The sequence below is a fragment of the Streptomyces sp. NPDC088812 genome (assembly GCF_044750285.1).
Lineage (GTDB): Bacteria > Actinomycetota > Actinomycetes > Streptomycetales > Streptomycetaceae > Streptomyces.
This window is the reverse complement of record NZ_JBIVJP010000001.1, coordinates 112,821-135,835: the sequence shown is the minus strand read 5'-3', so window position 1 is coordinate 135,835 and position 23,015 is coordinate 112,821. Positions and strand designations below refer to the sequence as shown.

Here is a 23,015-nt window from a genome sequence, read left to right as displayed (position 1 = left end):
GCTCCGCTCCCAGCTCCGGCCGCGGCTCCGGCTCCGGCTCCGGCTCCGGCTCCGGCTCCGGCGTGAGCGTCCTTCACGCCTTCCTCCTTCTGCGGTGGAGCACTGCCACGAAGACGGGTACGCCGATCAGCGACGTCACGACGCCCACGGGCACCTCCTGCGGGTCGAGGACGGTACGGGCGGCGGTGTCCACCCAGACCAGGAAGACGGCCCCGGCCAGTGCGGTGACCGGAAGCAGGCGGGCGTGGCCGGAGCCGGTGAGGGCGCGCGTCACGTGCGGGAGGACCAGGCCGACGAAGCCGATCGCCCCGGCGCAGCTGACCAGGACGGCGGTGAGCAGCGCGGTCGCGCACAGCAGGACCAGCCGGGCGCGGCCGACGCGCACGCCGAGCGAGGCCGCGGCCTCCTCCCCGAAGGCGAACGCGTCCAGGGTACGGGCGTGTCCGAGGCAGACCCCGAGCACGGCCGCCAGGACGCCCGCGCACAGCAGCACGTCGGTCCAGTCGGCGCCGGAGAGCGAGCCGAGCAGCCAGAACAGCACGCCGCGGGTCGTCTCGGCGTCGGCCGAGGTGAGCACGGTGAAGGAGGTCAGCGCGGAGAACAGCTGCATCGCCGCGACGCCGGAGAGGACGACGCGGTCGGTGCTGCCGCCGAGGCTGTGGCTCAGCAGGAGGACGAGCCCGAAGGACACCAGCGCCCCGGCGAACGCGCCCCCCGACAGGGACACCGCGCCGCCGCCCACGCCGAGCACGACCACGGCGACCGCGCCCGTGGAGGCTCCCGAGGACACCCCGAGCACGAAGGGGTCCGCGAGCGGGTTGCGCAGCAGCGACTGCATCACCGCCCCGCACAGCGCGAGTCCCGCCCCGCAGACGGCGGCGAGCACCGTCCGGGGCATGCGCAGGTTCCAGACGATGCCGTCGCGCAGCGGGGCCAGCCGGCTCTCCCCCACCCCGAGACGGGCGGCGACCGACGCCCACACGTCCGAGGCGGAGATGTCGGCGGGGCCGATCGTCACGGCGACGGCGACCGACACGGCGAGGACGAGCAGGCCGCCGGCCGCCACGAGCGTGTCGCGCAGCCTCACCCGGCGAGCCCGAACGAGCGCAGTCCGGCGGCGACCTGTTCGATGCCCTCGACCGTGCGGATCGACGGGTTCATGGCCTGACCGCTGAGCAGGATGTACCGCTTCTTCCGCACGGCGGTGAGGTTGCGGGTGGCGGCGTCGGTCTCCAGAAAGCGGATCTTGGCCTCGGCGGTCTCCGCCGTCTGCGACTTCCGGGTGAGGTCGCCCAGGACGATGACGTCGGGATCGCGGTCGGCGACCGTCTCCCAGTTGACCTGCGGCCATTCGTCGTGCGTGTCGGAGAGGGCGTTCTCCGCGCCGAGGGCCCGGGTGATGGCGCCGGGAGCGCCGCAGCAGCCGGCGAGGTAGGGCGACTCGGAGTTGGCGAACCAGTACATGAGGGAGACGCCGGAGGCGTCCAGTCCGGCGGTGGCCTCGCGCACCCGCTGCTGGAGGCTCGCCACGAGCTTCTCGCCGCGCGCCTCGACGTCGAAGGCGCGGGCCAGGTCGCGTATCTCGCCGTACACGGCGTCGAGGGTGAGCGGCTCGCTGCGGGAGCCGTCGCCGCCGCTGTCGTTGTCCTTGCCCTCGGAGCAGTCGGACGGCGAGACATAGGTGGGCACGCCCAGCTCCTCGAACTGCTCGCGCGTGGCGACGCCGCCCTTGCCGAGGGTGGAGACGAACGAGGCGGTGACGAAGTCCGGTTCGGCGTCCAGCACCTTCTCGATGGACGGGTTGTTCTCGGCCAGCCGCGGCACGGACGCGTTGGCCTTCTCCAGTCCCTTCATCACCGGATCGGTCCAGGTGGCGGTGCCGGCCATGCGGTCCTGAAGGCCGAGGGAGAGCAGGATCTCGGTGGTGCCCTGGTTGAGGGAGACGGCCCGCCGGGGTGCCGACTCCAGCGTGACGCGGTGACCGCAGTCGACGATCGTGCGCGGGTAACCGGCGGCGGCCTGGGCGCTGCCGGCGCTGTCGCCGCCGGAGCCCCCTGATCCGCCGCAGGCGGTGAGCAGGAGGGCGGGGGCGAGCAGGAGGGCCGCGGTGCGCGGGACGCGCGGCGGTGTGGAACGGAGCACGGGCATGCCTCGGTTGTCGGGGCTCGTACGCGGAGCCTGGCCTGCGGACGTCCGCCATGCCCGGGGGCGTGGCGGTGCCAGCAGGTCTTCGGACTCGGGTTCGTCCGCGCGGGGCGCCTTCCCGGTTCGGTGCCGCACCGGCCCGCCGGCCGGCCCGTCCCCTTCCCAGTGGCGTGTGTGCCCCGCCCGTCCCCCTCACCGCTGCGCGTCAGTTCCGGATTCGCACCGGATTCCCTGGCCTCGGATGTGGCTCGACTGGCCTCGGCAGGCTATCAAGCCGCCGATAGGGCCGGTTCAGGGCGTCGGCCGCGGGCACGGTCGAGGAGCAGGCGCCCGGTGCGCGGGCGGTCCCGCGTCCACTGCACGGGCGGCCCCGCGTCCGCTGCGGGCGCGGCCCCGGCGCCCGGCACGCGGGCGGCCCGGTGCGCGGGCGGCCCGGTGCGCGGGCGGCCCGGAACCCGGCGCCCGATGCGTGGGCGGCCCGGTGCGCGGGCGGCCCCGAACCCGGCGCCCGATGCGTGGGCGGCCCGGTGCGCGGGCGGCCCCGAACCCGGCGCCCGATGCGTGGGCGGTCCGGCGGACCGTCAGGTCCGACGGAGATCGCGGCGGAGGCCCGGCCGATAGGGTCGCCCCATGACCGTCGCCCGTTCCGTCGCCCTGTTCGTCGTCGCCGCCCTCTTCGAGATCGGCGGCGCCTGGCTCGTCTGGCAGGGCGTCCGCGAGCACAGGGGCTGGGTCTGGGCCGGGGCGGGCGTGGTCGCGCTGGGCCTGTACGGCGTCGTGGCCACCTTCCAGACCGACGACAACTTCGGCCGCATCCTCGCCGCCTACGGCGGTGTCTTCGTCGCCGGATCGATCGCCTGGGGCATGGTCGCCGACGGTTACCGTCCCGACCGCTACGACGTCGTCGGCGCCCTGGTCTGCCTCGCCGGCATGGCCGTGATCATGTACGCGCCGCGGGCGCGGTGAGCCGGCGCCGTCGCCGGCCGGGTCGGCTCCGCTCGTCCACGGCACCCCGGAGAGGTGTCGTCGCACGCACCGGACGCACGTGCGTCACCGGCCGCCGTGGGGGCGGATGTGCGGGTGCGGGGTGACCAGGCCGCTCTGATAGGCGATGACGACGAGCTGGGCGCGGTCGCGGGCGTGGAGTTTGTTCATGGCCCGCTGGATGTGGCTGCGGACGGTCAGCGGGCTCAGCACGAGCCGGTCGGCGATCTCGGCGTTGGACATGCCGTGCGCGGCCAGCGCCGTGACCTCCCGTTCCCGGTCGGTCAGGGCCTTCAGGACGTCGGGGAGCGCGAGGAAGTCGTCGGTGTCCGGGGTGGCCAGGAAGCGGGTGATGAGGGCCCGGGTGGCGGCCGGGGAGAGGAGGGCGTCGCCGGCCGCGACGGTGCCGGGTGCGCAGGCTCGTGGCGTACTGCGCGACCAGGAGCGGTGCCATCAGCAGCGGCGTCAGAAGGTAGCCGAGGGCCACGAGGACCACGGTGCAGAGGGTGACCGTGGCGAGGACGGGCAGGGGGCGGCTGTCGCGTCGGCGCAGCGCGGCGCAGGCGACGGCGGCGGGCGCGACAGCGGGCCACGGGGCCGGCGGCTCGGGCATCACCGCGCGGGCGAGGAGGACACCGGTGACGGTGAGGGCGAACAGCAGGGCCAGCGTCACGGCCTCGACGGCCTTCGGGCGCGTGGCCGCCCGGCGCTGCCAGCTGGTGCTCATCACATTTCCCTACGGTTCCTACGGCAGGCATGGTCACACATCGCGGGCCGCGACGCCGTCGAGCCCGGCGGCGCGGCCCGCGGGCGGGGCTCACCTCAGGTACGGACGTGTTCCCGGGAGGCGGTCTCGCCGTCCGCCGGTGCGGCCCCGGGCGCCGGCGGGGTGAGTCCGGCGCCCTCGACGTCCACGCGGGGCAGCAGCCGGTCGAGCCGGCGGGGCAGCCACCACGCCTTGTCGCCGAGGAGGGCCAGCACGGCGGGGACGAGCGCCATGCGGACGACGAAGGCGTCGAAGAGCACGGCGACCGCGAGACCGAAACCGATCGTCTTGATCATCGACTCGCCGGAGCCGATGAACCCGGAGAAGACCGCGATCATGATGACGGCCGCCGCGACGACCACCCGGGCGCTGTGCCCGAACCCCGTGACGATCGCCCGGGCGGCCCGGTCCCCGTGCACGTACGCCTCCCGCATGCGTGCCACGAGGAACACCTCGTAGTCCATCGCCAGGCCGAAGACGATGCCCACCAGGAAGATCGGCATCAGGCTCATGATCGGGCCGGGCTGTTCCACGCCGAGCAGGTGCGCGCCCCAGCCCCACTGGAAGACCGCCACGACCGCGCCGAGGGCGGCCAGCACCGACAGCAGGAACCCGAGCGCGGCCTTGACGGGCACGAGCACGGAACGGAAGACCACCAGCAGCAGGAGCAGGGCGAGGCCGATGATGACGGCCAGGTAGGGCACGAGCGCGTCCTGGAGGGCCTGGGCGATGTCGATGTTCATCGCGGTGCTGCCGGTGACCTTGAACGTGGCCCCCGTCTCCCGTTCCAGACCGGCGCGTTCGGCGCGGAGGGCGCGGACGACGTCCTTGGTGTCCTCGTCGTTGGGTCCGGTGGCCGGGACCGCCGAGAACAGCGCGGCGTCACCGGCCTCGTTGTAGCGCGCGGCGGAGACGGACACGACTCCGCGGGTGGCGCCGATCGCCTTGGCCACCGTGTTCACCGCCGCCTCGGGTCCGGCCGCGTCCTCGACGTCCACCACGATCGTCAGCGGCCCGTTGAAGCCCGCGCCGTAACCTTCCGCGAGCGCGTCGTAGGCGCGCCGCTGCGTCGACGAGACCGGCTCTGACTCGGCGCCCGGCATGCCCAGTTCCAGCTGCGTGGCGGGCAGCGCCAGGGAGCCCAGGCCGGCGACGCACAGGACCAGCACGGCCACCGGGCGGCGCAGCACGAACCGCGCCCGACGGGAGCCGCCGTTGTCCGGGCCGGCGGCCGGCCGGGCGGCCGTGGCGCGGCGCCGGCGCGTGGCGCGGGAGAGCACGGCATCGGGCCACATCCCGAGCAGGGCGGGCACCAGGGTGAGCGCGACCAGGACGGCCACGACGACGGCGCCCGCGGCGCACAGGCCCATCTTGGTCAGCATGGGCACGCCGATCACCGTCAGGCCGGCCAGCGCGATGACGACCGTGAGGCCGGCGAAGACGACGGCGGAGCCGGCGGTGCCGACGGCGAGGCCGGTCGCCTCGCGGGGGGGTGTGGCCGGCGGCGCGTTCCTCCCGGTAGCGGGAGACCACGAAGAGGGCGTAGTCGATGCCGACCGCCAGTCCGAGCATGGTGGCGAGCGTGCCGGTGGTCAGGGAGAGCCCGAGGGCGCTGCCGAGGGCCGGGATGGCGGCCATGCTGATCCCGACGCCGATGACGGCGGTGAGCAGCGGAAGGCCCGCGGCGGCGAGGGATCCGAAGGTGATCAGCAGGACGACGGCGGCGAGGGCGATGCCGATGGCCTCGGAGGAGCCGCCCGCCGCGGGCTGCGCGGCGAGTGCGGTGCCTCCGACCTCGACCGTGAGGCCGGCGGCGCGGGCCTCGTCGACGGCTGCCTCCAGGGCGGCCTTGTCGGCGTCCGTGAGGTCGTCCGCCTTCACCGTGTAGGTCACCGAGGCGTAGGCGGTGGAGCCGTCCTCGCTCACCGCGCCCGCCGTGAACGGACTCACGGCGCCGGCGACCCGGGGCGCGTCGGCGGCCTCCGCCACGAGCGTGTCGATGGCGGCGCGGTGGGCGGCCGCGGTCACCTTCTCCCCGTCGGGGGCGACGAAGACGATCTGCGCGGTGGCGCCGTCGGCCGCAGGGCCGGGAAAGCGCTCTCCGATCACGTCGAAGGCCTTCTGCGCCTCGATGCCGGGCATGAAGGACCTGCCGTCGTCGGAGGCGGCGGGTGCCTTGGCGGCGCCCACGCCGACGGCGCCGAGCAGCACCGCCCACAACAACGTCACGAGCCAGCGCCGCCGGAAGGCGGTCCGGCCCCACCGGTAGAGCAAGGTAGCCACGGGAAACGGATCTCCAGTTCTGGTGTCGGGTGGACGACCAGCCTGGCGTGGCGGGGGGCGCCGGGGCATCGTGCCGGTGCGGGCACTGTGGCCTGGTGGCAGGGCACCAGCCGACGCGTCCGGGTCCTCCCCCAGGAGGAGGACCCGGTACTCCCCGGGGACGACGGCGGGCCCGTCAGCCGGCGAGCACGCTCGCGAAGAAGTCGAGCGACCGGTCGACCTCCTTGAGGGACGGACCGCGGTTCAGGTGGCCGTGCGTCATGCCCGCCGCCAGGTACGTCCGGACCGGGACATGGCACTCGTCCAGTTGCCGGGCGAGGAGGTCGCCGGACGGCCGGAGGTCGTCGAACTCGGAGAGGACGACACCGGTCGGGGGCAGGTCGTTCAGGTTCGCCGCCCCGGGCATCGCGTCCGCCGGCAGGTCGGTCAGACGGCCGACGTAGTTGCGCACCATGTCCTCGATCGACCCGGTGGTGAACCGCAGGAGCGACGGCAGGTCCCGCATCGCCGCCGCCGTCCCGTCGTCCAGGGCCGGGGTCGGGAAGTGGGCGAACGGATAGGCCAGCAGCAGGGTGTCCGGGCGGGGTTCGCCCCGGTCGCGCAGCCGGATCGCCGTGGACAGGGCGAGGGCGGCGCCCGCGCTCGCGCCGCCCAGGGCGACGGGGCCGCGCGCCTGGCCGGATCCGTGGAGCCAGAGCCACGCGGCGTGCGCGTCGTCGACGGGGACGGGGTAGCGGATGCCGTTCACCGCCAGCCGGTATCCGACGGAAACCACCAGGGCCCCGGCGCGGGCGGCCAGCTCGGCGGAGACCGTGTGCGCTTCCGGCATGTCGAGATCACCGGCCGCGAAGCCGCCGCCGTGCAGCCACAGCAGCGCGCGGCGGGGCGTGTCGCGCGGGGTGTAGACCCGGACGGGCACGTCCCCGTGCGGTCCGGGGATCGTGCGGTCCTCGACCGCGACGTCCGGCATGCTCCACACGTCGGGATCGTCGTGGTACTCCGCGAGCCGGCTCCTCGCCTCCGGGTCGGACGCGGCGTCCTCCCAGCCGAGGCCGTCGAGCAGGTGGAACTTGGCGGCGAGGAAGGGATCTATCGGCATGGGCGCTCCCAGGGGGTCGGGCCGGTGGTGCGGGCTGCGTGCCCCGGGACGGGCGCGGTGTCGGGCGAGGACGCCGGTCCCGGGGCTCCTTGTCGGGACCAGTGTGATCGCTCGGCGCCGCGGGGCGGGAGGCCGGCGGCGCCGGCTGCCGGGAACGGGCGCCGCGGAGATCCTCCGGAAACGCCCTGCGGCAGGCGTGAACCCTGGACCGGTGACGTTCGTTACCCCTGGGAAGCATCCACGCACTCCACGGCATGAGGGGTTGTCCATGACGGGTCTCACGGAATCGATCGAATCGATGGAGCAACTCGCCACGGTGTGGCGCGCCTTGGTCCTCGACCGGGAACCGCGCGCGGACGTGCGGGACCTGCCGGGCGTCGCCGTGCGCTGGGCCGACTGCCGGTTCGCGTTCTGGAACTGCGTCACGCTGACCGACGTGGGGGCGGACGCGGCGCTCCTGGACCGGCGTCTGACGCAGGCGGCGGACATCATGCGCGCGAAGAAGCACCCGGGCTTCCTGTGGCTCTTCGAGGACCTCCTCGACGGCGGGGCACGCGCGGGCCTGGCGGAGGCGGCCGAACGGGCCGGTCTCCAGCACGCCTTCGCCGGCACCGGCATGGCCGGGAACCTGCTCCCCGTGCCCGACCCGGTCCACCCCGACCTGACGTTCGTGCGGGTGAGCACCGACGAACAGCTGCGGGCGTACGCGGACATCAACGCGCGCGCCTACGGATTCCCGCTGGAGGACGGCCGCGACGGGCTCCTCGGCTCCGCGCTGTGGAAGACCGACGCGCACGCCTACCTCGGCCTGCGGGACGGCGTCCCGGTGACGTGCGCCGCGACGCTGGAGGCGGAGGGACGCCTCTTCGTCGCGCTCGTCGCCACGGACCCCGCCTGGGAACGCAGGGGCTACGGCGAGGCGGTGACCCGGAAGGCGCTGCACGAGGGCGCCCGGGCGACCGGGCTGACCCGCGCCACTCTGCACGCGACCGCCGCCGGGGCACCCGTGTACCCCCGCATCGGTTTCGAGCCGAACTCACCGGTGCACTTCTACGCCCTGAAGAGCTGACGTTCCGTCAGCGCGCGGCCCGTTCCGTGCCCCTGGCGCTCGCGGGTGCCGTCGCACCCGGTACCGTGCATCGACTTCGCGGACCTGCGTTCCCGGACCGCCCCGGCGCCCCGACCGCGCCGGGGCGTGTCCCCGACCACGGGAGTACGGCATGGCGCACGCCCCCAGCACCCGGCACGCCTTCACCCTGGAAGTGGAGCTGGCTCCTCCGATCGACGTGGGCGAGACCCCGCACGGCCGCCGTCGGGTGATCCCCATCACCGGCGGCACGTTCAGCGGGCCGGACGCCCGCGGCCAGGTCCTCCCCGGCGGCGCCGACTGGAACCTCGTCCGCCCGGACGGCGTCACCCACCTGTGGGCGCGCTACACCCTGCGCACCGACGACGGCCACCACCTCATGGTCACCAACGAGGGCTGGGGCACCCGGGACGAGGCGTCCGTGCGGCGGATCTCCGCGGGCGGCGGAGGGGAGCCGGACGGCTGGTACTGCCGCACCAACCCGCGCTTCGAGGTGGGTGAGGGGCCCTACGCGTGGATGAACCACACCCTCTTCATCGGCGACCTGCGCCCCCCGGCCGGCCTCGACCGCGTGACCATCGTCGTCCACCGCGTGACCTGACGCGTCAGCAGCGGTCCCCGCCGGAGAAGTCGCGTCGAAAATATTGACGTGCTCCGGACAGGGCTTTACTTTCTGACCGCCTCACCGAACTACGTTCGAGATATCGGCCATGCGGAGGGTGTCGAGCCGCCGTTCCTTTCCCACGGTCCACTCGTGCTGCCGCCGTTCGCCCGTCCGCCGCCGTGAGCTCACCCGACCCGCACACACCCGGAGAGCCGATGAGCGCACCATCCCGCCCCCAGGCCATGCCGTCGCGCAGACTGTTCCTGGGCACCGCCGCGGCCGGTTCCATGGCCCTGGCCGCCGATCTGACGCTGGGGACCGGCCCCGCCCACGCCGCCGACTCCGCCTACGTCATGGGCTACTTCACCGAGTCGCCCCAGGGCGTCGGCACCGACTACGGCCTGCACCTGGCCGTCAGCACGGACTCGCTGAACTGGATGCCGCTGAACCAGAACGCGCCGGTGGTCACCCCCACCGCCGGAGCCGGCGGCCTGCGCGACCCGTTCATCCTGCGCAAGCAGGACGGCACCTTCGTCGTGCTCGCCACCGACCTCAAGGGCACCGACTGGACCTACAACAGCCAGACCATCCACGTCTGGGACTCCACCGACCTGCGCACCTTCACCAACTACCGCCGCCCCCACCTGCACGACATGACCACCCACAGCTGGGCCCCGGAAGCCTTCTGGGACGCCTCCCGCAGCCAGTACGCCATCATCTACTCGTCCGTGAACGCAAGCGGTCACAACGTCCTGATGGTCAACTACACCAGCGACTTCACGACGGTCTCCGCCCCGCAGGTGTTCTTCGACCCGGGCTACGACGTCATCGACGGCGACATGGCCGTGGGCGTGAACGGCGTCAACTACCTCTACTTCAAGAGCAGCAGCACCGGCGGCCTGGTCGGCGCCCGGTCCACCTCGCTGAACCCCGGCAGCTTCACGCCCTTCAGCACCTCGGTCGCCCACGGCGGCACCGAGGCACCCACCCTCGTGAAGTCCCTGACCTCCGGCACCTGGTACCTCTGGGGCGACACCTACACCCCCAACGGCGTCTTCTACGCCTGGCAGACCACCGACCTCGCCGCCGGCACCTGGACCCCGGTCGACCAGAAGCTCTACACCCACCCGGTCAACGCCAAGCACTGCACCATCGCCACCATCACCAGCACCCAGTACACCAACCTGGTCACCCGCTGGGGCGCACCCACCTGGAACCGGCTCAAGTCGTACAACTACCCCGACCGCTACGTACGCCACGCCGACTTCACCGCACGGATCGACACCTACCCGTTCGACCCGTACACCGACTCCCAGTGGCGCCTCGTCCCCGGCCTGGCCGACGCCTCGGGCATCTCCTTCCAGTCGGTCAACTACCCCACCCGCCACCTGCGGCACTACGACTACCAGCTCCGGCTGGACGCCGCCGACAGCACCACCACCTTCGCCCAGGACGCCACCTTCCACCGGGTCAACGGCCTGGCCGACGCCTCCTGGGCCTCCTTCCGCTCCCACAACCAGCCCACCCGCTACATCCGGCACTCCGCCTACGCACTGCGCATCGACCCGATCTCGACCGCCACGGACCAGGCCGACGCCACCTTCTCGGTCGGTTACTGATCCTCTCGACGCGGCCGCGCGCGACGGCCGGCTCCCGCAGGCCGTTGCGCGTGAGAGGACGGAGGTGCGTCAGAACCGCCCGGAGCCGGAGGGCGCCGCGGCCCGGGTGAGCAGGTCGGCGACCCGGGCGATCGTCTGACTCTCCTCGCCGTTGCGGGCGGTCGTCGGATGGCAGGTGAGCACGAAGCGTCTCCGCTGGTCACGGGTGGAGAACACGGCGTTCTTGTAGCCGTACTTCTCGCCGGTCTTGCCCCAGAAGGTGACGCCGTTGACGGTGGCCCGCTGGAGTCCCGTGCTGTAGCGGGCCGGGGAGCCGTCCAGCATCGGGACGTCGTCCGGTGGCAGGGTGAACATCAGCCGGAGCAGCTCGGGCGGAAGCAGCTCGCCGGAGAACAGCGTGGTGAGCAGATGGTCGAGATCGCTGGTGGTCGAGATCATGTCGCCCTCGCCCCGGCATGACGACTGGTCGTACGTGGTGATGTCGCGCAGACTGCCGTCGGCCATCGTCAGACAGCCGTGTACGTGCCGGCCGTGGATGCACGGGTCGTCGCCCGGCGAGGCAGTGCGGTCCAGGCCCAGCGGGCGCAGGATGCGGGCCGCGACGGCCTCCTCGTACGGGCGGCCGGTCACCTTGTCGACGATCAACGAGGCCAGTACGTAGTTGATGCCGCGGTATTCCTGCCGGGTGCCCGGGGCGAACTTCAGCGGCCCGTGCGTCGCCGTCGCCACCCATTCCTGCGGCGTCCAGTGGTCGAAGCGGTGACGGAACACCTCCTCCGCGGTCTCCGGCTCGGGGACGCCGACGTGGTCGGGCAGCCCGCTGGTGTGGTTCAGCAGGTTCGCCACGGTGACAGCCGCGTATCTGGCCGGCAACAGCCCCGGCAGGACGCGACGTACCGGTACGTCGAGTGCGATCCGGCCCTCGGCCACCAGTTGCAGGACCACCGTGGCGACGAAAACCTTGGTGACGCTGCCGATCCGGACCTTGTCGTGTGCCGTCACCGGTCGCCGTGTCCGGATGTCGGCCACGCCCGAGGTGCCGCGCCAGGAACCGGCCGTGCCGCCGACCCACAACTGGGCCGCGGTCGAGGGCGGGTGCTCCAGGTCGTCGATCGCCGCCTGTAAGGAGCTGGGATCCAGGGGCGGGAGCGTCGCGGTCGAGGCGGCGGCGGGGTGCGCGGGCAGCGCCGCGGTGGCGGTCAGTGCGGCCGTCCCCGACAGAGCGGCACCCACAAAGGTCCTTCGGCTCATGCGTGGTGAGGTCATGCCCTCACACTGTCAGCGGGCGGGCGCCCCGGACATCGGGGTCGCCCCCGAGTGATCCCTGGCTCCACCCCGACACGGCCCACGAGCCGAGCCGACCGCTTCCTTAGGGCGCGCGCCGCCGGGCCCGATCCCGCATGTCAGCAAGGTGCGGAGAGCGATCGCGCGGTCACGCGCAGGCAGCGGGGAACGCCACCGGCCCGCACCCCCGGGCGGAACCGGTGATACCCCGCTGACCCGCGCGTACGGCCAGGGGCAGCAGGCTTAAGGACGCCGCCCGTGCTCGACGCCGGCCGGGACGTGTCCGTGGGCGGCAGATGCCGAATGCGGCCAAAAGGCGATGCATTCGAGAATTGTCACGGCTCGATCATTGGACCCTTTTCTCACAGGCTTCCCGCAGCCGTTCGAACGCGCAGCACTGCCGGAGCGGCTCCCTATGTGTTTCACCGGGCAATATGTGAAAGCGAAACCGGGCAGCTGCCATCGCAGCGGAGCGGCCCGCAGGTGAGGGGCACCGACTGACGCCTCGTCACCGACGTCCGGCACAGGAGTGCGGAACGGAGTTGCCGCGCGATGAGAACGCGAGGAAACTGAAAGAGGGAGGGCAATTTTTCCCAGGCGGCGGAGCCTGGGCCGTGTCGGCACCGGCCATGGACTCCGCGCCGGCATGGAAGAGGCACATGCGATGTCGCGGCATTACTACCAACGTGGCCGACTCGTCGAGGCTGAAGAGATCGATGACGTCGTCGCGGTCAAGATGGGACCGGACACCTCCGCCGAATCCGCCTCCGCGTTGGAGTCGGAACTGGGCGGCAGCGCCCGTGGTGAGATACGCGAGGCCGGCGTCGACGACGAGACGACCGAGGCCTTCGCCCGCGCGAGCTGGGTGTTCGTCAGACCGAGCCGGCAGACCCTGGAGGCGTTCACCGCCGGTGAGGAGATTCCCGGGGCCGAGGTGACCGGCAAGGTCATCCGGCGGCCCAACGGCAGGATCGGTATCGCGACCGACGTGTTGACCGTCCGACTCGACCCGGCCCTCTCGCAGGAGGACGCCGAGCGTGAACTCGAGGCGGCCGGCCTGGCCGTCGTCGACAAGCTCGGTTTCGCGACGAACCTGTACGAGGTGCGCGCCCCGGCGTCGCAGGACGCCCTCACGGCCTCGGTCGAACTCCACGGCAACGACCTCTTCCTCTTCGCCGAACCGTCGTTCGTCGAGCACGTCCCCGCCCGGTTCAGGCCCACCGGAGCCCGGTACCCCCAGCAGTGGCAGTGGCGGAACACCGGTGCCGACGGCGGCACTCCGGACGCCGACGTCCACATCGAGCCGGCCTGGGACCGCACCTTCGGGACCGGGATCCGGGTCGCCGTCATCGACAACGGCTTCGACGCGGACCACCCGGACCTCGCCGCCGGGGTGGATCCCCTGTCGGGCTTCTTCACCGGCGGTGCGGGCGGCTCGGTCTTCGTCCAGGGCACCTCGGGGATGCCCGACAGCGATCACGGCACGTTCTGCGCCGGGATGATCGGGGCCCGGCTCGGCAACGGGGCGGGCGGTACGGGGGCGGCCCCCGAGTGCAACTTGATGCTGGTGGCCTGCCTGCCGGACCAGGTCGGTTCGCAGACGACGCTGGCCCGCGCCGTGGCGTACGCGGCCGTCCCCTCGACCGAGGGGCCCGAGGCAGGCGCCGAGAAAGGGGCGGACATCCTGGCCTGCAGCCTGGGGCCGAACGGCGCCGACTGGGACCTGACCAGCGCGATGGACCTCGCTCTGGAGTTCGCGGCCACGAAGGGCCGGCAAGGCAGGGGGCTGGCGGTCTTCTGGGCGGCGAGCAACGGCAGGAACGTCGACGTCGGCAAGGACGAAGTGGTCTCCCACCCGGATGTGATCGCCGTGGTGCGGTCGACCAACAAGGACCGGGAGGACAACGCGGCACGCGGCCCGGACGTCGAACTGATCGCACCCGGTGTCAACGTCCTCAGCACCACGTCCGGGGGCGGCTACGGAACCAGCACCGGCACCAGCTTCGCCGCCCCCTGCGCGGCCGGGTGCGCGGCGCTGGCGCTGTCCATGAGCCCCCACCTCACCCGCGACCAGCTGCGTGAGGTGATGCACGAGTCGGCCGACAAGATCGGAGGGCCGGAGGTCCAGTACGACGCGGCCGGTCACAACGACGACTACGGCTTCGGCCGGGTGAACGCCTCCGAGGCCGTCACGCTCGCCGACGGGATGCGGCCATGAACGAGGAACCCCCGGTCTTCCGTTGTCATGTCGTCGCCGAGAACGCCGAAGCGCTCAGGGAGTTCGTCCACGAGACGCAGCCCGATGTCGGCTGCCGTGCCGTCGCGCGCGGCAGCCGGGCGGGCGTCGGACTGGACCTCTACTTCCGCCAGGACCAGCTCGACCGGGCCAGAGGGGCCAGATCGGCACCGCTGGTGGACATCACCGCGATCGAGAACGTCACGGAGAACTGGCGCGCCCGGAAGGAAGAGATCGGCGACGGTGACCGCTTCGCCGACCGGGACGCCGTCCCGCACGGTCTCGGCCGGAAGGAGTGACCGTGTATCTCAACGTGGCCGAGATCGAATCGGCCCTCACCAGTCTGGGAAGCGCGTACCCCGGTGCGGCGGAGATCATCACCGCACCCCACACCACGCACGAGGGCCGGACGACGCGGCTGTTGCGGGTGGGGGCGCGGCAGAGCGACGAGGCGCCCGGCATCCTGCTGCTGGGCGGGGTGCACGCCCGGGAATGGGTGCCGCCCGACGCGCTGGTCTCGTTGGCCGCGGACCTGCTCGAGGCACACGGCTCGGCCACCGGACTCGGCTACGGGTCGTCGTCGTTCACGGCGGCCCAGGTCGCGCGGGTGGTGGAGAACCTCGATCTGTTCTTCTTCCCCTGTGTCAACCCCGACGGCCGGGCCTTCAGCCAGAGCAGGTCCGCGATGTGGCGGAAGAACCGCCGGCCGGCGCCCGCCGGGTCCACGGGTCCGTCGTGCGCGGGGGTCGACCTCAACCGGAACTTCGACTTCCTCTGGGACCACACGGCGAAGTTCGCCCCCGACGCGGACGTCCACACCTCCGACAGCCCCTGCGATCCGCAGGTATACCGGGGGCCCGCCGCCGCGTCGGAGCCGGAGACCCGGAACGTGGTCTGGGCGCTCGACCACCACCCGCGGATCCGGTGGATGGTCGACGTCCACAGCGCGGTCCCGGTGATCCTGCACAACTGGGGCTCCGACCAGAACCAGTCCACCACCCCGACCGACAACTTCCGCAACCCCGCTCTCGACGCGGTGCGAGGGCGCCCGGACGACGGCATCGGCGAGTTCATCCCCGAAGGCGACCTGAGCACCGCGGTCGAGCTGGCCGACCGGATGAACGACGCGGTACGAGCGGTACGTGGCGTCGACTACGGCGTGGAGGCGGCGTACGGGCTGTACCCGACCTCGGGGACGAGCGACGACTACGCGTACTGCCGGCACCACGTCGATCCGGCCGCCACGAAGGTGTTCGGCTACACGATCGAGTGCGGAGAAACGTTCCAGCCGGTGTTCGGCGAGGCCGAACAGGTCATCCGCGAAGTCTCGGCGGCGCTGCTGGCACTCGCGCTCGCCGCTCCCGACGTCACGGACGGCTCGGTGGAGCGGTCGCAGGACGGCAGGACCGCTCCCGGGCGCGTGGCAGGCACCGCTCTCGCACACGACATGTGAACGGCCCGGCCACCGAGCCGTCCGTCGACGGCGGCTGTCGGAGCAGCCGCCGCCGGACGCGGCCCGGGCCGTCGGCGTGCCCCCCGTACGCCGCCTCTCGGGTGAAGGGACACCCCAGTCATGGCCACCAACTCCACGAAGAAGACCACGCCGGCGAAGACCACCGCGCCGACCCGGAACGCGGCGTCCACCGAGGACGCACTGATCGCCTCGCTGCGCCGCTACATCCGCACCCGTGGACCCGAACTGCTGGAGGATCCGAACATCACCTCCGTGGGCATCGGCCACAAGGTCACCGAAGGAAAGCGCGGCCGGCAGGTCGCGCTCCAGTTCACGGTGGGCAGCAAGGTCGAGCCGGAGGCGCTGGAGGGCCTGGACACCTCGCCGATCCCCGAGACGGTCACGGTGGACGGTGTCGAGGTGCCCACCGACGTCATCGAGCGCAGCTACCGGCCGCAGTTCCGCACCGTCGCGGAGGTGGAGAGTCCGGCGCGCAAGACGCGCCTGGACCCGATCGCGCCCGGGGTGAGCGTCGGGGCGGTGACGGTCTCGGCGGGCACGATCGGCTGCATCGTGTTCGACCGGGCCGACGGCACCCCCTACGTGCTCAGCAACTGGCATGTGCTGCAAGGCCCCCGCGGCGACCTGGGCGTGGAGGTCGTCCAGCCCGGCCGGCACGACGACAACCGCGTCCGCCGCAACCGCCTGGGTGTGCTGGCGAGGTCCCACCTGGGGATCGCGGGCGACTGCGCGATCGCCGGCATCGAGGACCGCGCCTTCGTCCAGGAGATCCTGGAGCTGGGCGTGGCGCCCACCGAGCTCGGAGAGCCCGAACTCGACGACAAGGTCGTCAAGAGCGCGCGGACCACCGGCGTCACCCACGGCGTCGTCCGCCGCATCGACACCGTCGCCAAGCTCGACTACGGCGGGCAGGTCGGCGTCAAGACCATCGGATGCTTCGAGATCGGCCCCGACCCCGACCACCTGCCCGACGACGGGGAGATCAGCAGCGGTGGCGACTCCGGTGGGGTGTGGCTGTTCGAGGAGGACGGCAGCCCGAGCGCGGTCATGGCCGGGCTGCACTTCGGCGGTGAGGCCGCGGGCGAGGCGGACGAGCACGCACTGGCCTGCCTGCCGGCCTCGGTGTTCGAGAAACTCGAGATCAGCCTGACGCCGCCGGCCCCGGAGGACGTCCGGACCCTCGCCGGGTACGACCCCGGCTTCCTCGGCGAGCCGATCGACGTGCCGGAGCTGGACCCGGACCTCGCCCGGGACGCGGTCCGCCTCGACGGTTGCGAGGTCATCCCCTACACGCACTTCTCGCTCACCCTGAGCGAGCAGCGGCGGTTCCCCTTCTGGGTGGGCTGGAACATCGACGGCGGCACCCTGAAGAAGCTCAGCCGCACCGGCGTACCGTTCGTCAAGGACGCGCGGCTGCCCGCGACGGCGCAGGTGGGCAACGAGCTGTACGAGAACAACCGGCTCGACCGCGGGCACGTCGCCCGCCGCGCCGATCTGCTGTGGGGCAGCCTGCCGGAAGCCAGGAAGGCCAACAAGGACTCCTTCTTCTACACCAACATCACCCCCCAGATGGACGACTTCAACCAGAGCGCCAAGAACGGGGTGTGGGGCCGGCTGGAGGACGCCGTCTTCGACGACACGGAGGTCGACGACCTCAAGGTCAGCGTGTTCGGCGGGCCGGTCTTCCAGGACGACGACCGGACCTTCCGCGAGGTGAGGATTCCCCGCGAGTTCTGGAAGCTCATAGTCTTCAGCGAGAACGGCGAGCTGAAGGCCAGGGGTTTCCTCCTCACCCAGAACCTCGACCAGCTCGAGACGCTCGAACTGGACGAGTTCCGCGTCTTCCAGGTCACCCTCGGCGAACTCGAGAACCGCACCCGGCTCAGCTTCCCGGCCGTCCTGCACAAGGGCGACTCGTCGCACGTCCCGGAATCCGTCGCCGACCGGCTCCCCTTGGAGAGCCTGGCCGACATCCAGTGGGACTGACCACTGCGACATCCAGTGGGACTGACCACTGAGCGCGGGAGCCCTCCTGACCGCCCGCCCTGGCGAGCGGCCGGGCGGGCGGACGGGCGGGCGGTCAGTGGAGCTGTTCCGTCGTGCTGGCCACCAACTGGCCGGCCTCGAAGCCGTCGACGCGGGCCGCCCGGGCGGCCGCCGCGCCCGGCACCGTCACGTCGGCCTGGCCGTCGCTGAGATCGACCGACGCGCCCGGCCGCTGGTCGACGTAGACGTCCACGCGGTCGACGTTCGTCGCCTTCACCTTGATCCTCAAGGAGCCGTCGACGGACACGGCGTCCGTGACGGACACGGCGTGCGGCTTGCGCTCCTGAAGCAGCCGGCCCGCCTGGTCGAAGAGATCGGCGTTGTCCTCCAGGAGGTCCCGTCGGGTCATCCGGTGCAGCTCGTCGGGGACGACGCCCAGGTCCTCCACCGGAGTTCCGGACAGGGCACCGACCCGGAGGGTGCGGCGGACGGACACGCGCATGCCGGCTCCCTTGGGCAGCGGTACGTACGGCGTGGCCCGGTCCTCGGCGAGGAGGGCGGAGAGCAGCTCGTGCGTCCAGACGTTGGCACCGCCGGCGCCGGTGTTCTCGTCGGTGCCGAGCACCGGGCCGATCCGGTGGTCCTGGAAACCGGCGGCGAAGATGTCGGTGGCCGAGTAGCAGCGGGCGTTGGTGATGAGGACCACCGGCCCGAAGTACTGCTGCCCGATGGCGTTGGCACCGTCCTCGGGGGTGATCGGGAAGGCACTGGAGAAGGCGGCGCCGATCTCGACGGCCTGCTCCATGGAGGGGACCCAGGCGCCCAGGTCGATGCCGGAAGAGGCGTCCTGGTGCTGACGGCAGATGCGCAGGTTGAGCGGGGTGTTGATGAACTGCACCGGCTCGGTCGCGATCCGGCGGGGGGTGAGGACCTGGAGGGCGAACTCGGCGGCGTGGATGTGGCCGCCGCCGTTGTCCCGGACGTCCACGATGAGCCCGTTCTGCGGCAGCTGCCCGATGAGGCGGACGAACTCCCGGACGAAGGCGATCGGGTCGGTCACGTTGAACGTGAAGACACGGATGTGGCCGAACCGCCCGGAGGACGTCTCCACGTGCCGGGCCGTGAACACCTTGGGCATCGACGTGGCGATCTCGCCCGGGCGCAGTCCGGGCGCCTGTTCCTCGGCCTGGACGGCCCGTTCCTGGGCGACGACCCGGGGGGCGAACAGCAGCACCTTCGCGCGGCCGGTTTCGTCCGCGTCGAGGTCCAGGCCCTGGGCCAGCGCGGCGGTGCTGATCGTGTCGGCGTCCACCATGGGGGGCAGGTTCTCCACGATCCGCCAGTTCTCGCGCAGCTCACGCCGCGTGCCGCTCTCGTCGGTGTAGCTGACGGTCACCCATTCCTCGAAGGGGGGCAGGTGGATGCGCAGCGGCCGTACGGTCAGCGACTGGACGCCCCGGCTGCGCCGGGCGGGGGCGTTGCTGCCGGCGAACCGGGCCGCGTTCAGGTCGACGGCCGCCGAGACGGGGATGCCGCTCCAATGGGTGATCTCGGCGCCGGGCGTGAAGCCGGGGGCGGAGAAGCCCTGGGCGACGTGGGTGACCATGAAGTGGGTGGTGCCCTGCGCGTCCGTGTACTGCTCGACGAGGAACGGCAGGAAGGCGATCTGGCCTGCGAAGGGGGCGGGGAGCAGGTAGTTGGTGTGCAGGTCCCTGACCGAGTGGAAGATCTCCGACACCTCGGCGTGGAAGAGCCACTCCGCAGGCATGGTCGCCTGTGTCTGCCGCTCCAGACGCCGGCGCAGCACCCGCAGGCGCTGGACCGGGTTCACGGCGTGCATCGCGGTCTTGAGCGGCAGGTGGACGTAGTTCTGATCCAGGAGGACGAGTGCCTGATCGACGATGACACGGCGCTCCTCCAGTGTCAGGGTGCCCGCGTCCTCGAGGAAGCTGCGCAACGGTGTGGAGGTGGCAAGGTGGGCGCGGACCGGTTCCGCGGCCTGCTGGATGAACGCGGGTGTCGTGTCGTCAGCCGGGTCCGTCATGGTGTTCCTCGAAGGTGGGGGCCGGGGCTCCCCACCTTCGGGCCGTCGGCGGCTGGGACGAGGGCCGTACACGACGTCTTCGCCTGATCGGATGCCGGTGATTGCCCCGGGCGGAGGACGCGGGCGCCGGCACGGTCGCGCCCACCGTCGGTCAGCCGGCGAGGCGGCTGCCGATCGGGCGGGCGACGTCGGCGTGGGCGAGGTATTCCACGATGCTGTGGGCCCGGTCGCGGGCGTTGACCACGGCGAGGTCGGTCGGGCCGTCCGCCCAGGCGTGGGCGAGCGGGCATCCGATGGCCACCGGGTCGGTCGGGCACCACGCGTTGAGCCAGTCCGCCATCTTCTCCGGGCTTCTCGGCCCGCCGGCCAGCAGCCGGCGGTACACGCCGTCCATGCCGAGCGGGCTGCCCGCCGTGGTCAGGTGGACGACCTCCACGGCGGGAGACAGCCGCGTGAGGAGGTCCATGCCGACGACCGTGCCCAGACTGTGGCTGACGAGGACCATCTCGCCCGCGTCCGGCACGGTCTCGAGCACACAGCTCAGGACCTCTTCGCGGATCTGCCGGTCGTCGAGGTACGCGGCCACGTCACGGAAGATGAGGGAGATGGCCCACGCGTCGAGATCGCTTCTGGCGGCCAGCCAGCCCAGCCGCCGCCACACGGCGCCGACCACGGGGTCCAGGCCCAGCGCTTCGGTGAGCTCGGCGGTGTGCTGCGTCTCGAGCGGCATATACCACCTGGCGGCCGCCTCGCCGAGGATCTCCTCGTACACCGCGCGGGTGGTGGGGGTTTCGGGGGTGACGGCCGTCGGCGCCCCGGTGGCCAGGGGAACGGACTCGTGCGATGCGAGGGCCCCCACCAGCAGGTCGCCGTAGAACGGGAACCAGATGTCCGCCGGTTCGGCTGTCGGCAGCCCGGCCCGGACGAGCCCCTGGTTGAGCCCGGCGGCCCATTCGCGGCGCAGGGTCTCGGGGTCCTTGCCCTGCTGGGCCCGGCCGTGCAGGAAGACCAGATGCCGTCCGCCGCCGAACGCGCCGTCCCGAGCGCGAAGTCCCCTCGCGTGCGGGGCGACCGCCTCGTCGGACGCCCGCCCGAGGGGAGCGGAAGGGCCGGCCGGGCCGACGGCGGCACCACGGGTGGCGGGGGCCGACCCGACGGCGGCACCAGGAGCGGCGGGGGCCGGCCCGACGGCGGTACCCACGGCGGCATCGGCGGCCCCGACGGCCGTCGGGGGCCCGTCGAGCCCCGACTCCGGCCCCAGGCCGGCCAGCAGCTCCCGCTGCCCGGCGGTGAGCGGCAGCGACGCGACGTGCTTGAGGATGGAGCTGATGCGCACCCCCTCGTTGGACACCCAGTCGGTGGCGTCGTCGCCGTCGCCGGGCTGCCGGACCCGGCCGTCTCGGCGCAGGATGTGGCCCTGTTCGTCGGTCCTGGGCACGCCGCTGTGGTGGAGGGCGATGACCTCCCACTGGTCGTTGAAGACCGGGGAGCCCGAGTTCCCGGGCTCGGTGTCCGTGCGGTAGTGCAGGAAGTCGTCCAGGCGCACTTGCAGGGCGTTGTCGCGTACGGCGATCTCCTTCAGGCGTCCCCTCGGGTGGCCGATGATGTTGACCGGTTCGCCGATCACCAGCTTGCCCTGCTGGGCGCTGAGCCGGTGCCAGCCGAAGGTCTCGCCCGGCGGCCTCCGGTCGGGGCCGGGGGCGACCGGTACCAGGGCGAAGTCGAGGCGCTTGTCCGCCACGAAGAACGCGTTCGGGTCGAACTCCAGCCGTGTCGGGGGCTGTGGTGTGTTGTCGACGTCGACCTGGGCGTCGAACTCCGCGAAGCAGCGCCGGGCGGCATCCGCGTCGGGGAGGACGTGATGGTTGGTCATCAGCAGAGTCGGCGACACCAGGAAGCCGGTGCCGATCGGCAGCTCGCGGCCGTTCTCCCGCGCCGAGATCCGGGCGATGCAGCGTGCGGCCCGGGCGCCGCGCGGCAGGAAGCTCCAGGCCTGGAGCTCCGTGGACACGCCGAGGATCCGCTCGAAGGCGGAGGACGCCGTCAGCGGTTCGGCGCGGACGGCCTCCATCACCATGGCGGCCGGCACGGCCTGCCGGTCGAGCAGACGGGCCGCACGCGCCGCCAGTGCCTCCGGTGAATCGGGGAAGCTGACCCCGGCGTCCTGCTGCCGCTCGACCTCGCGACGCTGCTCGCCGGCCTCGTCGTACCGGACCGCGGCCGCCGCCACCTGGTGTTCCCGCTCATCGCGGGTTCTGTCCACGACTTCCATGGCCTTCACCGTCCTTCGAGGGCGCGGAACGACACGGAGGAGCGCACCGGCCCCGGGGAGGGGCGGGGGCGCCCGGCCCAGCCCGACCCGGCCCCGCAGACAGGCAAGCAAGCAGGCAGGCAGGCAGGCAGGCAGGCAAGCAAGCAAGCAGGTCCCGGCTACCAGTTGGGGGGCACGTCGGATCCGAAGCCGCCCCCGGCCGGCCGCTTCTCGAAGTGGAGATGGGGTCCGGTGGACTTTCCGGTGGAGCCGACCGCTCCGATCTTCTGGCCGGCCCGGACCGAACCCCCGGTCACGGTCCGCTCGGAGAGGTGGCAGTACCAGAAGTCGAACGATCCCGCGCGCAGCACGAGGAAGGTGCCGAAACTGGGGTCGTGCCCAGTGCGGGATATGGAGCCGTTGAGCACCGCCACACAGGGCCTGCCCTGCGGAGCGGCGTAGTCAGCGCCGGTGTGGTAGCCGAGGACCCAGTGACGCCCCTTCCTCCGGTGAGGGGTCGTGACCCCGTGTCCCGGCACGGGAGACGTGACGCGGGCCCCGGGAGTCGTGGGCGTCGTGGGCGTCGTGGCCGTCGGGACGCGGAGCCGGTCCCAGGAGGTCCTGCCCGGAATGCCGTTGGCCTGGGCTCCCTCGAACCCGAGCTTGCGCTGCCAGGCGGCGTACGACTCTTGATCGGCGCCGGTCCACGCGGGACCGGGACCCGTGCGGTACTTCCCGCACTCTTCCGCCACCAGGCGTCTGCCCATCGCAGCGATCACGGGACTGTGTTGTCCCTCGTGGAAGAATGCCGCTCCTGGGAACGGTGCCAGCGCAGGCATGGCCCTGCCTCCTTTCAGGCACAGTGATTTGCTGCCCCGCGGTGTCCGCCACCGGATCGCTCGTCCGGTCGTGGGCGCACCGGTCACGCACAGTCCGGTGAGGAGTGGGCCTGCTGGTCGGCGCGGCAGCGCTGCTGTCCAGTGGCGCGCACCCGCCCCGCCCGTGCGTCGCTCACCTCACCATCGCCCCTTCTTCCACCATGCGCCCGATGCAAGTCGGGCGCAAACCCGGCGACGTACGGCCACGCGGATGCCCGGACGACCGGTCCGTCGAGCCGCTGGGAACGGGCTCCGCGCCGGGCGGCGAACCCCGG

Annotated in this window: 14 protein-coding genes, 4 pseudogenes and 1 riboswitch; of the genes and pseudogenes, 8 read left to right on the top strand and 10 right to left on the bottom strand. The window is 72.4% G+C overall.

Annotated elements, in window-relative coordinates; translation table 11 throughout:
• Window positions 1–73: 73 nt before the first annotated feature.
• Together ACIP67_RS00620 and ACIP67_RS00615 are read right to left on the bottom strand one after the other, a co-directional pair.
• The gene (locus ACIP67_RS00620; protein WP_401685240.1) at window positions 74–1,087 is read right to left on the bottom strand and encodes a FecCD family ABC transporter permease; all 1,014 of its coding nucleotides are present in this window, start codon (window positions 1,085–1,087) and stop codon (window positions 74–76) included.
• Window positions 1,084–2,148 (bottom strand): ABC transporter substrate-binding protein, encoded by a 1,065-nt coding sequence (locus ACIP67_RS00615; RefSeq protein WP_401685237.1) that lies wholly within the window; start codon window positions 2,146–2,148, stop codon window positions 1,084–1,086. Before ACIP67_RS00615 ends, ACIP67_RS00620 begins: the two co-directional genes overlap by 4 nt.
• 55 nt (window positions 2,149–2,203) lie before the next feature.
• A riboswitch (cobalamin riboswitch) is annotated at window positions 2,204–2,417 on the bottom strand.
• Window positions 2,418–2,775: 358 nt separating this feature from the next.
• Between ACIP67_RS00615 and ACIP67_RS00610 the strand changes: the two genes are divergently transcribed.
• Window positions 2,776–3,111, top strand: coding sequence for a YnfA family protein (locus ACIP67_RS00610; RefSeq protein ID WP_401685234.1), 336 nt, complete (start codon window positions 2,776–2,778; stop codon window positions 3,109–3,111).
• An 84-nt stretch (window positions 3,112–3,195) separates the two neighbouring features.
• On the opposite strand, the pseudogene ACIP67_RS00605 reads toward ACIP67_RS00610, so the two are convergent.
• The 3 genes and pseudogenes from ACIP67_RS00605 to ACIP67_RS00595 all read right to left on the bottom strand — a co-directional run.
• Window positions 3,196–3,534, bottom strand: a pseudogene (locus tag ACIP67_RS00605) (response regulator transcription factor); the annotation flags it as partial.
• A gap of 417 nt (window positions 3,535–3,951) precedes the next feature.
• Window positions 3,952–6,178, bottom strand: a pseudogene (locus ACIP67_RS00600) (MMPL family transporter).
• A 175-nt stretch (window positions 6,179–6,353) separates the two neighbouring features.
• On the bottom strand, window positions 6,354–7,277 hold the full coding sequence (locus ACIP67_RS00595) for an alpha/beta hydrolase fold domain-containing protein (protein ID WP_401685231.1): 924 nt from the start codon (window positions 7,275–7,277) through the stop codon (window positions 6,354–6,356).
• 268 nt (window positions 7,278–7,545) lie between these two features.
• On the opposite strand from ACIP67_RS00595, the gene ACIP67_RS00590 reads away from it, so the two are divergent.
• From ACIP67_RS00590 to ACIP67_RS00580, 3 genes are all read left to right on the top strand, one after another.
• Window positions 7,546–8,346 carry a GNAT family N-acetyltransferase gene (locus ACIP67_RS00590; RefSeq protein WP_401685228.1) on the top strand — a complete coding sequence of 267 codons (801 nt, stop codon included), beginning with the start codon at window positions 7,546–7,548 and terminating at the stop codon, window positions 8,344–8,346.
• A 151-nt stretch (window positions 8,347–8,497) separates the two neighbouring features.
• The gene (locus ACIP67_RS00585; RefSeq protein ID WP_401685225.1) at window positions 8,498–8,965 is read left to right on the top strand and encodes a DUF3237 domain-containing protein; all 468 of its coding nucleotides are present in this window, start codon (window positions 8,498–8,500) and stop codon (window positions 8,963–8,965) included.
• 218 nt (window positions 8,966–9,183) lie between these two features.
• On the top strand, window positions 9,184–10,587 hold the full coding sequence (locus ACIP67_RS00580; RefSeq protein WP_401685222.1) for a glycoside hydrolase family 43 protein: 1,404 nt from the start codon (window positions 9,184–9,186) through the stop codon (window positions 10,585–10,587).
• A gap of 69 nt (window positions 10,588–10,656) precedes the next feature.
• Here the strand turns inward: ACIP67_RS00580 and ACIP67_RS00575 are convergent, their stop codons facing one another.
• A complete protein-coding gene (locus tag ACIP67_RS00575) occupies window positions 10,657–11,853 on the bottom strand; it encodes a serine hydrolase domain-containing protein (RefSeq protein WP_401685219.1) in 1,197 nt (398 codons plus the stop codon).
• Between the two features lie 664 nt (window positions 11,854–12,517).
• Here ACIP67_RS00575 and ACIP67_RS00570 point away from each other — a divergent pair.
• The 4 genes from ACIP67_RS00570 to ACIP67_RS00555 all read left to right on the top strand — a co-directional run bounded on the left by ACIP67_RS00570 (window position 12,518) and on the right by ACIP67_RS00555 (window position 17,567).
• Window positions 12,518–14,089, top strand: a complete 1,572-nt coding sequence (locus tag ACIP67_RS00570) for a S8 family serine peptidase (RefSeq protein WP_401685216.1) — start codon at window positions 12,518–12,520, stop codon at window positions 14,087–14,089.
• Window positions 14,086–14,406: a hypothetical protein gene (locus ACIP67_RS00565; RefSeq protein WP_401685213.1), complete on the top strand. Its 321-nt coding sequence runs from the start codon at window positions 14,086–14,088 to the stop codon at window positions 14,404–14,406. The genes ACIP67_RS00570 and ACIP67_RS00565 overlap by 4 nt, the downstream gene beginning before the upstream one ends.
• 2 nt (window positions 14,407–14,408) lie before the next feature.
• Window positions 14,409–15,560 carry a M14 family metallopeptidase gene (locus ACIP67_RS00560; protein ID WP_401685211.1) on the top strand — a complete coding sequence of 384 codons (1,152 nt, stop codon included), beginning with the start codon at window positions 14,409–14,411 and terminating at the stop codon, window positions 15,558–15,560.
• Window positions 15,561–15,680: 120 nt separating this feature from the next.
• Window positions 15,681–17,567: a DNA/RNA non-specific endonuclease gene (locus ACIP67_RS00555; protein ID WP_401685208.1), complete on the top strand. Its 1,887-nt coding sequence runs from the start codon at window positions 15,681–15,683 to the stop codon at window positions 17,565–17,567.
• A 94-nt stretch (window positions 17,568–17,661) separates the two neighbouring features.
• Here the strand turns inward: ACIP67_RS00555 and ACIP67_RS00550 are convergent, their stop codons facing one another.
• From ACIP67_RS00550 to ACIP67_RS00535, 4 genes and pseudogenes are all read right to left on the bottom strand, one after another.
• A complete protein-coding gene (locus tag ACIP67_RS00550) occupies window positions 17,662–19,611 on the bottom strand; it encodes a S41 family peptidase (RefSeq protein ID WP_401685205.1) in 1,950 nt (649 codons plus the stop codon).
• A gap of 151 nt (window positions 19,612–19,762) precedes the next feature.
• Window positions 19,763–21,883: a trypsin-like serine peptidase gene (locus tag ACIP67_RS00545; RefSeq protein WP_401685203.1), complete on the bottom strand. Its 2,121-nt coding sequence runs from the start codon at window positions 21,881–21,883 to the stop codon at window positions 19,763–19,765.
• 158 nt (window positions 21,884–22,041) lie between these two features.
• Window positions 22,042–22,329, bottom strand: a pseudogene (locus ACIP67_RS00540) (M23 family metallopeptidase); the annotation flags it as partial.
• A 126-nt stretch (window positions 22,330–22,455) separates the two neighbouring features.
• A pseudogene (locus ACIP67_RS00535) lies at window positions 22,456–22,698 on the bottom strand (peptidoglycan-binding protein); the annotation flags it as partial.
• Between the last annotated feature and the right edge of the window lie 317 nt (window positions 22,699–23,015).